Annotated in this window: 13 protein-coding genes; 8 read left to right on the top strand and 5 right to left on the bottom strand. The window is 24.4% G+C overall.

Annotated elements, in window-relative coordinates; genetic code table 4:
• The 5 genes from T405_RS02945 to mnmG form a co-directional block, all read right to left on the bottom strand.
• Positions 1–250 (bottom strand): DEAD/DEAH box helicase family protein (locus tag T405_RS02945; protein ID WP_036430982.1); only part of this gene is annotated, 250 nt, incomplete at its 3' end.
• Positions 237–1,535, bottom strand: a complete 1,299-nt coding sequence (locus T405_RS03880; RefSeq protein ID WP_258408968.1) for a site-specific DNA-methyltransferase — start codon at positions 1,533–1,535, stop codon at positions 237–239. The genes T405_RS03880 and T405_RS02945, both read right to left, overlap by 14 nt.
• A gap of 16 nt (positions 1,536–1,551) precedes the next feature.
• Positions 1,552–1,911, bottom strand: a complete 360-nt coding sequence (locus T405_RS04075) for a hypothetical protein (protein ID WP_036430977.1) — start codon at positions 1,909–1,911, stop codon at positions 1,552–1,554.
• Positions 1,912–2,096: 185 nt separating this feature from the next.
• Positions 2,097–2,531 carry a 23S rRNA (pseudouridine(1915)-N(3))-methyltransferase RlmH gene (locus T405_RS02930; protein ID WP_036430974.1) on the bottom strand — a complete coding sequence of 145 codons (435 nt, stop codon included), beginning with the start codon at positions 2,529–2,531 and terminating at the stop codon, positions 2,097–2,099.
• A 1-nt stretch (position 2,532) separates the two neighbouring features.
• Positions 2,533–4,359, bottom strand: a complete 1,827-nt coding sequence (gene mnmG / locus T405_RS02925) for a tRNA uridine-5-carboxymethylaminomethyl(34) synthesis enzyme MnmG (protein WP_036430971.1) — start codon at positions 4,357–4,359, stop codon at positions 2,533–2,535.
• A 77-nt stretch (positions 4,360–4,436) separates the two neighbouring features.
• Between mnmG and trmB the strand changes: the two genes are divergently transcribed.
• The 8 genes from trmB (at position 4,437) to tsf (ending at position 12,359) form a co-directional block, all read left to right on the top strand.
• Entirely contained in the window at positions 4,437–5,048 is a 612-nt protein-coding gene (trmB, locus tag T405_RS02920) for a tRNA (guanosine(46)-N7)-methyltransferase TrmB (RefSeq protein WP_036430968.1), read from the top strand.
• A gap of 63 nt (positions 5,049–5,111) precedes the next feature.
• On the top strand, positions 5,112–5,267 hold the full coding sequence (locus T405_RS03875; RefSeq protein ID WP_156951248.1) for a hypothetical protein: 156 nt from the start codon (positions 5,112–5,114) through the stop codon (positions 5,265–5,267).
• A gap of 19 nt (positions 5,268–5,286) precedes the next feature.
• A complete protein-coding gene (locus T405_RS02915; protein WP_036430965.1) occupies positions 5,287–6,663 on the top strand; it encodes an ABC transporter ATP-binding protein in 1,377 nt (458 codons plus the stop codon).
• Entirely contained in the window at positions 6,647–7,489 is an 843-nt protein-coding gene (locus T405_RS02910; RefSeq protein ID WP_036430962.1) for an ABC transporter permease, read from the top strand. The genes T405_RS02915 and T405_RS02910 overlap by 17 nt, the downstream gene beginning before the upstream one ends.
• Positions 7,482–8,270, top strand: a complete 789-nt coding sequence (locus T405_RS02905) for an ABC transporter permease (protein WP_036430959.1) — start codon at positions 7,482–7,484, stop codon at positions 8,268–8,270. Before T405_RS02910 ends, T405_RS02905 begins: the two co-directional genes overlap by 8 nt.
• Positions 8,270–10,366: a type 2 periplasmic-binding domain-containing protein gene (locus tag T405_RS02900; RefSeq protein ID WP_036430956.1), complete on the top strand. Its 2,097-nt coding sequence runs from the start codon at positions 8,270–8,272 to the stop codon at positions 10,364–10,366. Before T405_RS02905 ends, T405_RS02900 begins: the two co-directional genes overlap by 1 nt.
• A 261-nt stretch (positions 10,367–10,627) precedes the next feature.
• The gene (gene rpsB / locus T405_RS02895; RefSeq protein WP_051619554.1) at positions 10,628–11,464 is read left to right on the top strand and encodes a 30S ribosomal protein S2; all 837 of its coding nucleotides are present in this window, start codon (positions 10,628–10,630) and stop codon (positions 11,462–11,464) included.
• 13 nt (positions 11,465–11,477) lie between these two features.
• The gene (gene tsf, locus T405_RS02890; RefSeq protein WP_036430953.1) at positions 11,478–12,359 is read left to right on the top strand and encodes a translation elongation factor Ts; all 882 of its coding nucleotides are present in this window, start codon (positions 11,478–11,480) and stop codon (positions 12,357–12,359) included.
• Positions 12,360–12,534: the final 175 nt, after the last annotated feature.

Raw genomic sequence — 12,534 nt, 5'->3', positions numbered from 1 at the left:
AAAAACTTTCTTCCATTTGTTTAGGTAATTCAGCAGATGATAATGTAGCAATAACAAAAACTAAATCTAAGTTATTTTCATATTTAGATAAATCAATTAATTTATCAATGTAATTTAAGATCATAAAGGTTTTTCCAGAACCAGTTGGTGCTTTGAAATATAATGAATCTTTTTTATGAGTAATTAATTTATTTCAAGTAAAATCAACTAATTTAGAGACTGCTGAATTTTGTGCTTTAGTTAGTTCCATCTTCATCCTTTATCAGAGGTTTTAATGAACTTAAATCAGTTAATAAATCTATTTCTTTAAGATTTTGGATTTGTTCTTTATTTAATCCAAAATCTATTAATAATTCAGTTAATAACTGAATTAATTGATCGATATTCTTTTTGTTATTAAATAAATCAACATTATAATAATTTATTTTATATACATTTAAATTATTTAAATAAGGTTCATTATTTTTTAATCAAGGAAAAGCTTGATTTTCTGTACCTTTTCCTTGATTAATTCGATATAAACGTTCATATGTTATATTTTGTGCTATATTATTTTCATTATTGGTAACTAATGTAAAAGTTCGATTTCCACCATCTTCTTTATTTAAAGCTAACACAGTATGACCAGTTGTTCCACTTCCAGCAAAGAAATCTAGGATACGGGAGTTTTTATTTTTAATTAGATTAATGATATATTTAATCAATAAAGTAGGTTTTGGATGATCAAAAGTTTTAGTATTAAAAATATCTTTTTGTTCTTTTGTTCCATTAGAACCATGAGCATCTAAAATTAAATTACTAAATTTAGATGATCTATGAATTAAATTTCCTTCATTATCAGCAAATTGATATTGTTTTGAATAAACTTTATCATTTTGAAATACCAAATAGTCATTTTGTATTCCTCATTGAACCTTTTCCTTACTTCATCTTCACCCTCAATCCTTTTCAGCATGTTCTCCATTTTGTCTTTTTTGTCAGTTTTCTTTTGATTTTCCAGGATAATAAGTTTGTCCATTATGTTCAATAATATAGTCAAGTCCTTTGCTTCAGGTTAAGGAAGCACGATCTAGTTGGTTTAATTTATATTTACCTCTTGTTAATATATGTTCATCTTCATTATTATAACTTTTGTCATCTGTATCTAAGTCTTGTGAGTTTGTTTCTAATAAATTTATATTTTTAGAATACATTAAAACATATTCATTTAATATTTTTATATATTTTGCATCATCTGCTGATCCTGCATTTTTCTTTTGTCAGACAAAGTTCCCTACAAAATTCTCTTCTCCAAAAATTTCATCCATTAATACTTTTAAATATGCCTGTTCTGCATCATCAATTGATACAAAAATAACTCCATCATCTTTGAGAAGTTGTCTTGCTAATCTTAAACGCTCGTTCATTAAGTTTAATCAACCATTACGAGAATATTTATCACGATAAATAAATTTGTTTGCTTTTATATTTTCTTTATCATCTGCAATTGAATTTCCGTCATCTTTTGATGTTTCTGTATTATAAGGAGGATCGATATAGATTAAATCATATTTATATTCTAACCCTGCTCTCTCTCTCTCTCTCGATTACTATTAAATTCTTTAATGCATCATAATTTTCACTGATAATCAATGAGTTTTGATTTGATTTATTTGGATTTAATTCAAAACTCATTGATTGATCTTTTTGTAAAATACCAATTACTTTCGAATTAGCTTCTGGAGCTATATCAAATCTAAATCCTGTTTTGATTCTTTGACAGATAAATTGGAATACGTATTCCAATTTATTATCAGGAAATTTAGATAATATTTCATATGCTAATTCTTTTTGATCTTTGTTTAATTGTTTAGATGAAATTTCATCTAATAAATCTTTAAATTTTGCTAATAATTCTGATTTATTTTCCATATCTTATTCTCCTATTTATTAAATTATTTATATTTTAAATTATTAATAATGAGTTTAAAGCAAAATATAATATAAAAACAGAAAACAAGGATTTTTTTAAACTTGTTTTCTGTTTTTATATTAAATCTTTTAATATGATTATTTGATTTATCTTTTATTTATTTCTTTAAAGAATTTAAATAATCTTATTTATGATAAGGAATATTATTTTTAATTGTAAAACCACGATAAATTTGTTCTACTAATATTATTCTAAATAATTGATGTGGAAAAGTCATTTTTGAAAAATTGATTTTGTTTTTAAAATAACTTTCATCAACACCATTAGAACCACCAATGATAAATGTAATATTATCTGTATCAACAAAAAGTTTTGAAAATTCAATTGAATTTAATTGTTTAGCATTAGTCGATAAATAAAATACCATTGAGTTTTTAGGTATTTTATTTAATATTAATTCTGTTTCTTTTTGAATTTTTAATTCTATGTTATCTATTTTTTGTTCTTTAATTTCAATTAAATTAATCTTTGCAAAAAAACTAATTTTATGAATATATTCATTATATAATCTCTTATAATCTTCTGATAGTGAACCAATTGCTATAATATTTAATTTCATATTATTTTTTAGATGCTAAATGAAACATTAGCATTTGAATATCAGATGGATTGATACCAGAAATCCGAGATGCTTGTCCTATTGTTAATGGTTTGATTTGTTCTAGTTTTTGTCTTGCTTCTGTAGCTAAATTTAGTATTTTTGAATAATCAATATTATTTGGTATTTTTAAAGAATCTAAACGGTTCATTTTTTGAGCTTGAGTTTCTTGTTTTTTAATATAACCGTCTAAACGAACAATTGTTGTTAGTTCATTTTTATATTCAAAATCACCTAAAACTTCTGATGCAGATATTTCTGGTCTTGCTAAAACTTTGATTAAAGAAACACCATTTTCTATATTATATTTTTTTGCTATATCACTTTTTGAAGATAAGTATTGATTTGATAATTCATCTATTTTTGCATAGATTTTATTGTATTTATCAACTACTTTTTGATATTGTTCTTTAGTTAATAAACCAACTTCATAACCAAATTTACTTAATCTTAAATCAGGGTTGTCATTTCTTAATAATAATCTATATTCAGCTCTTGAAGTTAACATACGATATGGTTCTCTAGTTCCTTTAGTTACTAAATCATCTATTAACACACCAATATATGCATCATTTCTTAATAAAATTAATGGTTCTTTATTTTCTAGTTTCAATCCTGCATTAATTCCTGCGATTAATCCTTGCGCTGCTGCTTCTTCATATCCACTAGTTCCATTGATTTGTCCTGCTGTATATAAGTTTTTAATTAATTTAGATTCTAAAGTGGGCTTGATTTGTAATGGATTTAATGCATCATATTCTATTGCATAACCTCATTTTTGTATTTGACAATTTTCTAGTCCTGGAATAGTTCTTAACATTTTATCTTGAACTTCAATCGGCATTGAAGTTGACATTCCATTAACATAAATAATAGTTCCATCTGCTGTTTCAGGTTCAAAAAAGATTTGGTGTCTGTTTTTATCTCTAAAACGCATTACTTTATCTTCTATACTTGGACAATATCTAGGACCTATTCCTTCTATTAATCCAGAATACATAGCAGATTTATTGATATTTTCTTCAATTATTTGATGTGTTTTTTCATTTGTATATGTTAAATAACATGAAATTTGTTTATCTAATTTAATATTTGAACGTTCTGAAAAAGTTAATAAGGTATCTTCTAAATTTTCTTTTTCAACTTTTGAAAAATCAATGGAATTAGCATAAACTCTTGCTGGTGTTCCTGTTTTTAGTCTTTGTAATTCTAAACCTAGTTTTTGTAATGATAAACTTAATTTTGGTGTAGTTTTTTGATTATCTGGTCCAGATATTTTTATTTCATTCCCTCTTAAAATTCTAGAATTCATATAAGTTCCAGTAGTAATAACTAAAACATCAGTTTTAATGATTTCTTCATTATCTAACTTAATACCAATTACTTTTTTGTTTTCATCAACTAAGACTTCTTCAACTACACCTTCAATTAAAGAAATATTTGGATGATTTTCTAGAGATTCTTTAATTATTTTAGAATATTTTTCTTTGTCAATTTGGGCTCTTAGTGCTCTTACTGCTGGACCTTTTGATTCATTTAACATTTTGATTTGAATCATTGCTAAATCAGAGAAATATCCTTGAACTCCACCTAATGCATCAATTTCTCTTGTTATTATTCCTTTTGCAGGACCTCCAATTGATGGATTGCAAGGCATCATAGCAATTTTATTTAAATCAAAACTTATTAATGCGACTTTATGACCTTTATTTGCTAAAGCAAATGTTGCTTCTACTCCAGCGTGACCCCCACCTACTACAATAGCAGGAAAATAAGTAATATTTTTCATAACAATTATTCTATCAAAATATTTTTATATTATCTGAAATGATAAACAAAAAATAAATACTTTGTATAATATAAAATATGAGATTAAGACATGATAATACAGCTCAAGAAAAGTTAAATAATTCTTCCTTTTATATTAAAGATTTTCCTGTTTATTTAAAAGAAGATTATGTTCTAGAAATAGGTTCAGGTAAGGGAGAAATGATAAGTCAACTTGCTTATTTAAATCCAAATATTAAATATATAGCAATAGAAAAATATCCGACTGTTGCATTAAAAATATTAAAAAAGATTAATGAATTAAATTTAAAAAATTTATTCATTATAACTGAAGATGCAATTAAACTACCTGAAATCTTAAAAGGTAAAGTTTCAACAATTTGATTAACTTTTTCAGATCCATGACCAAAAAATGCACATGAAAAAAGAAGATTAACTTATAAAACATATTTAAATTTATATAAAGATTTGTTAAGTGAAAAAGGACAATTGTTTTTTAAAACTGACAATGATAAATTGTTTAATTTTTCAATTGATTCTTTAAAAGAAAATAATTGAGAAATTATGTTTCTTACTAATGATTTACATAATTCAAAGTATAATGACTCAAACATTAAAACAGGTTATGAAATTAAGTGGTCAGAAAAAGGTAAAAACATTAATTTTCTGATTACAAAACCCTTAAAATAATTTCATTATTTTTTTAAGAAAAAAACTTTTAAAAAATCTACATCATATATAATAATTAATAATATGAAAAACAAAGAAATTTTAATACAAATTTTAAGTATAAAAAATATACTTATCAATTTCTCTGATTTACACTACCCATCACTTTCTCATAGTATTGAAGAATACTCTGAGAATCTTTTTGATACTGTCTCCCTGATTGATGTTTTTCAAATATAAAAAACATACAAGGAGATTTATGAATAAAAAAACAAAGAAAAATCAACATATCATTGAATTAAAAGAAGTTGTTAAAGAATTCGGTGATAAAACTGTTTTGCATAAAATAGACCTTGAAATTAATCGTGGAGAATTTGTTACATTATTAGGACCTTCTGGTTCTGGTAAAACAACAATTCTAAGATTGATTGGAGGTTTTGAATGAGCAACGCGTGGTGAAATTAAATTTAATGGTTATGATATTAAAGATTTATCACCTCATAAACGTAATGTCTCAACTATTTTCCAAGACTATGCTTTATTTCCTCATTTAAATGTAGAAGGAAATATTGCTTATGGTTTAAAACTAAAAAGAGTTAAAAAAGAACAAATTAATCAAAGACATATTTTACTATTAGAAGAAAAAACCAAAAAATGAACTAAAAAAGCTAATCAAAAAATGTTAGAACTTGAACAAATTCAAGAAAAATACACTAAAGAATTACAAAAATTAAAACCTGGAACTTATCAGTATAATCGTAGACAAGCTTGATTAGATGATTCAGATTTTAAATATTCATATTGAGAAAATTATGTTAAGCAAAATACAGAAACTTTTGAAAACAGATACTTCAAAAGAAAAATGACAACTCAAGAAATGAATGACAAAATAAATAAAATTATTGAGTTAGTTGGACTTAAAGGAAACGAAACTAAGGCTATTTCAGAATTATCTGGAGGTATGAAACAACGTGTTGCTCTAGCCCGTAGTTTAGTTATAGAACCAGAAATTTTATTATTAGATGAACCATTAAGTGCTTTAGATGCTAAGATTCGTCAAAAAATGCAAGTTTTATTAAGAAGTGTTCAACAAGAATTAGGTTTGACTTTCATATTTGTTACACACGATCAAGATGAAGCATTAGAATTATCTGACAGAATTGCAGTTATGCGCAATGGTGTGATCGAACAATATGATACTCCTAAAAATATATATGATTATCCTGTAAACATTTGAGTTGCTAAATTCATTGGTGATTCAAATATTTACGATGCTAAATTTACTAAATCAAGTTATGTAAAAGTACTAGGACATGAATTTAAAACCGTACATGAAGTAAATGAATTTAACACTTCTGAAACTTTAGATGCTTTAATAAGACCAGAAGATATCGATATAACTAATAATACTTCAAATACAAAAGGTAAAATTGTCGGTTATGTAAAAGAAATTTCATATCGTGGAAGTTATTATTATTTAACTATTGAAACTGTTGATGAAGATATAATATATGTAGAAACAGCTAAGAAATTTGAATTAGATGAAAAAGTATATTTAAGTTGAACTATTGATTCAATTCATTTAATGAAAAAAGATCCAAAGTGAGATTATACAACTGATGTTTTTAAAAATTAAATCACTTTTTAAATTTGATAAAAAAGTTTGATTATTTTTACCTTATTTTTTAATTGCAATTTTCTTAATTGTTCTTCCTGTTTTAATGATAATCATAAGCGCATTTAGTCCTAGTGTGTCATCTGAGTTTGATGCATGAGTATTAGTAAAAGAACCTAATACATGAAACATTATCGGTAGATCATTATGAGTTGGTATTGTTTCTGCTTTATTATGTTTAATTATAGGATTTCCTTATGCTTATTTTGTGTCAACTTCTAAATCAAAAGTTTTCAAATTGTTTGCCTTAAGTTTAATAATCAGTCCAATGGCTATTTTTACAATTGCTAGAATATATTCAATAAAAGGCCTTGCACTTGCTATCTTTAGCAATGATCCAAAAACATTAAATTCAGAATTATTTATAATTTTTGGTCTAACATACTTAAATTTACCTTTAATGATTTTACCTTTATATACTGTTTTTAAAGATATGCCTAAAAATATTATTGAAGCAAGTAATGATTTAGGTTATAACAATACACAAACAATGTTAAAAGTAATTATTCCATACGGAACTAAAGCTATTTTAAGTGGTTTAGCTATGATATTCTTAGCTTCTGCAACTACATTTGTTATTAGTTCTAAATTATTAGTGGATGGTTCACAACATCAATTAATTGGTGATATTTTAAATTCTAAAATAAATCCTGGAAATAAATATGATTTAAGTAGTGGTTCTGCTTTAGTTATTGTTGTATCAGCTATCTTTATTGGTGTTTATTCGTTATTTTTATTAATACCTAAATTAATATTTAAACTTAAAAAAGGAGCAAATTATGAATAAATTTAATAATTTTTTAAGAAAATCATATATTTATTTAATTTTAGCAATTGTTTATGTTCCTTTATTATTTGGTGTTTGATTTAGTTTTAATCAATCTACACCAAAAGGAGAATTTAACCCTACATGAACAAAAGGAACATTCGAAAACTGAATTAGACTTTTTGATTCTGGAAGAAATTTAGCATTAATTAATACTATTTTACTAGCGTTTATAGTAAGTTTTTTAGTTGTTTCAATTAGTATAGTGACAGTTTATGCAATGTATAAACAAAAAAACAAATTAATGAAAACTACACTAAGTACAACTTCTAATATTCCCTTGATTAATCCTGATAACATTACTGCCTTAGGATTAGTTTTAGTCTTTACATTATTCTTTGGAATAGTATCAGTAGACAGAGAAGGTTTTGGAAGATTAGTTGTAGGTCATACAATAATGGCTTTGCCCTATGGTATTTCTTTAATGCTACCAAGAAGTCAAAAATTTAATAACAATTTATTTGAAGCATCGCAAGATTTAGGTTATTCTAAAATTAGAGCATGATTTAAAACTTATTTAGTTTATATGATTCCTTCAATAATAACAGTTATTTTAGTAAGTTCAGTGTTGAGTTTTGATGATTTTATTATTGCTAGAACCACATCAAATGCAACAACACTTGGAACTAAGTTATATGAAGGAGCATTTGAGCCTTGAGGATTGGTTATTGGATCAATTGTTTTGGTTTTAACTATTATAGGTAATATAATCTATGCAAGTTATAAAACTAAGAAAAAATAATGAAAAAATTTAAAAGATTCATTATTTTTGGTGCTTCATTGTTATTTTTATCAACTATATTCATAACAACTTTAACACTTAAAAAAAATAAATCATTTAAACCTAGTTTTTATAATTACAAATCTTATATGTCAGACGATAATATAGAACATCTTAATAATACATTTGACTATAAAGAATTCGATGAAATCAATCAATTTACTAATGCTTTAATTAACAATAAAGCAGCAGCAGGTATAGGTTCTGATTTCTTAGCAGCAGAATTAGCTAATAAAGGATTGATATCTAAATTAGATTATTCAATCTTATTAAACTTACCAGAATTAAAAAATTATTTAAAGTATGATGATTATTTAAAAGAATTCAATGAATTAAATATTCAATTAAAAAATACTAAAGATCAAGAACAAAAAGCATCATTAAATAATAAAATTCTAAAAATTCAACAAAATTTAAATGATTCAAAAAAAGCAAAAGAATTAATTAAGCAATATGTTAAATTAACACTTAGGCCAGAAATTTGAAACCATTTAAATTCATATAATTTAAATGATAATAATGAATTATGAGAATATTTTTATCCTTATTATTCTCAAGATATGGTTATTGCTTATAATATTAAAAAAGTTTCTATCAATCCAGAAAACTTAGATGAAAATCAATCTATAGATATATCTAAATATATTGATAAATTTATTAATACAGAACCTAATAAAGAAATAATTCAAAATCCTTATTCTATTATTAATCTTTTAAAAATTATTTCAGAAAACGGTTATGATAAATGGGTTATCACAGATGCAGTAAGAGATAATATGTTATATGGTTCTTCATATTGACCTTTACCAAATGGTAGAACAAATGAAAAATTCACTGGTATTGTTCAAGAAGAAGATAATAATAGTAAGCCTTATGAAATTTTAATTGATTCATTTATTGATTTAATTAAAGATGGAACAGGTTTTGACATAAGAAATAATAAACACATTACTTTAAAAGGTGATGGATTAGAAATAGTTAACGATTTAATTAATCCAAATCGTCCCGATATTAATGCAGCAATAATGTACAATGGTGATGCAATTGATTCTTATTATGGATCTGATAACTTCCCTAATCAAGTTGAAGATGGCGAAATTAGAGCAATAAAACCAAATCAAAATATATTATTAGTAGATGGTTTGGTTTTATCAAATAAATTAAACCAAGAAACCAAAGATGATTTTATGCATAACATATCGACAGGTTATTATTCATATTTGTCAAAAGTAATTCAAAAATATAAAAGTATTTTTAACCAAGATTTAAAGCAAAATTTTGATAATTTACAAAATAAATTAGTTGAAAATCATATTATAGAAATTTGAAAAGATTTTAAAACTGAAGAATTATCAGAGCAATGAAATGATTTAAATAATGATGTAATAATCAATTTTGTAAATAAAATTGCATCAATAATCGATCTAAGTTCTCGAGAAAATAATCAAGAATTTATTAATTTTTATGACTTAAGACAAAAATATCTTAAAAAAGCAGAACAAGATATAAATAAAAATGATGCTATTAATTACTCTTCATATTTAATGAAAGAATTTCTTAATAAAAATTATTCAGATTTTATGAATAATTTGGTAAATAAAATTTTAGAAATTTCTAACAATAACTTTGAAGTTAAAGAAGAAGAATTGCTAAAATTAAATCAAGATGAATTTAGTAAAATGATTATAAAAAATACACTTACTTTTATAGAAGAATTTCTTCAAAAAATTAAAGAAAATGAAAATAAAGAAGAATTCATTTTTGATACTATAATTAATTCATTAGTATTTATTGATTTATCTAACGAAGAATATTTAAAAAATTATAATAATCTAAGTAATTTTAATTTTATAAATTATGTTCCAACCAGTATAACTGATTATGAATTAATTTATAGATTTTATTTCTTCGATAAATATGACAACCATGATTTCAATGCTATTAATATGTTTGAAATAATAAATACAGATGCAATAAAACATGAATCAATTAAACCAGTGAATGATAAGTTATTAAGTAAAATAACTACATATTATTTTTCTAAAATAAAATCATAATAAATTTTGAAAGTAAAAACTTTTGCATAAGTTTTTACTTTTTTACTATAACTAAGGTTTAAAAAAAGAGATACTTTATTTCTATTTACAAAATAAAAGTATAAAATTATAAATAAGAGTTATTTATATATAAATAAAACTCTAAATTATAAATTAATTATATTGATAAATATGAATTCACTTGGGTGTGCTGCAATGATTTAGTGCTAGGTGTTAGAAGTATTTATTAAAACAAACAAACTAAATAAAGGAAATATTTTAATGACAACAGAAAATAAAAAAGTTGAAACAAAACCTGTTTCAAAAGAACAAAAAGAAGTAAAACCACAAATTATTTCAAGAAATAAATTATTAGAAGCTGGAACATATTTTGGGCACAAAAAATTTGCTTGAAATCCTAAAATGAAAGAATTCTTGGTTCCAAATAAAACTAACAGAGGAGCACACATTATAGATATTTTTAAAACACAAAAATACTTAGAATTTGCTTATTCATTAGTTCATTCATTAGCAAGCAAAAATGCACAATTTATTTTTGTAGGAACAAAAAAACAAGCTCGTGATGCTGTTAAAAAAGCATCTGAAAGAACTAATTCTCTTTATGTAACAGAAAGATGATTAGGTGGAACTTTAACTAATAATGAAACAATTATGTCTCGTGTTAAAAAAATGGAAGAATTAGAAGAAAAAGCCGCTAATAATTTCAAAGGTTATACAAAGAAAGAAGCTTTGAATTTTTCTAAAGAATTAGATAAATTACACAAAAATTTAGAAGGTATACGTTCAATGAAACGCTTACCGAATGTTATGATAGTAGCTGATCCTATTCAAGATGAAATCGCTGTTAAAGAAGCAAAAAGAAAAGGGCTTAAAGTTATTTCACTTTTAGATTCAAATGCAAATCCAGATGCTGTAGATTTTGGAATTCCAGCAAATGATGATTCAAGTAAATCAATTTACTTAATAATGACTGTTTTAGCAGATGCTATTGTTAAAGCAAGAGGTGGACAACAATTATTTGCTTACCAAGATGAAGAAAATGTTGTTTTACCTGAATTTCAAACTAAAACTTCAGAAAAAACTACAGAAACAGAATAATTAGGAGATATTTATGGCTATTAATAAATTAGAATTAATTAAAGAATTAAGACAAAGAACTAATTCTGCTTTAGTCGATGTTAAAAAAGCATTAGAATCTACAAACTATGATATTGAAGCAGCAGTTCAATGATTAAAAGAAAACGGAATTGTTAAAGCTGCTAAAAAAGCTGGAAGAATCGCTGCAGAAGGCGCTGTTTTAGCTATCGGAAATCAAACACGTGCTATTTTAATTGAAATTAATTCAGAAACAGATTTTGCTGCTAAAAACGATAAATTTGTGGAACTTTTAAATCAAACTGCAAATTCAATTTATGAAAGTAAAGCAAGCACATTAGAAGATGCATTAAATGTAGTTTTAAGTAATGGACAAACTGTTGAAAATGAATTAATGAACGCAACATCAGTTATAGGTGAAAAAATATCTTTACGTAGAGTTTTAGAAATACAAGCAAATGAAGGTGAAGTATTAGGGATTTACAATCACATTAACAAACAAGTTTCTGCAGTTGTTAATATAAAAGGTACAAATCCTGAAGTTGCAAAAAATGTTGCTATGCATGTTTCTGCTATGAATCCTGAATTTTCTTTAGTTTCTCAACTTTCAAATGAACGCTTAAATGAAATTAAATCACAATTTGAAAAACCTGCTGGTTTCGAAAGTAAACCTGCTCAAATCCAAGAAAAAATTGTTAGTGGTTGATTAGATAAACAATTATCAGAGTTTGTATTAGAAAAACAAGCATATGTGTTAGATGATGCTTTAACTGTATCGAAATATTTATCAAGTGTTAATTCAGAACTAGTTAACTCTTATAGATTTGAAGTTGGTGAAGGAATCAAAAAAGTGCAATCAAACTTTGCTGCAGATGTAGCTGAAATGGTAAAACACTAATAAAAACAAAAAGATAGCAATTAATTGCTATCTTTTAATATATTAAAAAAGTTTAGTGCATATTTATAATTTTCTTTTTCTCCTGAGTTTCTGAGTTGAAGACCAAATTTTTAATTTTTTTAGAATCTATATATGTATACATATATAGAAATTTTTATTTTTTGTTTTGAATACT

The sequence above is a fragment of the Mycoplasmopsis felis ATCC 23391 genome, assembly GCF_000701865.1.
Lineage (GTDB): Bacteria > Bacillota_I > Bacilli_A > Mycoplasmatales > Metamycoplasmataceae > Mycoplasmopsis > Mycoplasmopsis felis.
The sequence above is the reverse complement of the archived record's forward strand: the minus strand, read 5'-3'. Positions and strand labels throughout refer to the sequence as shown.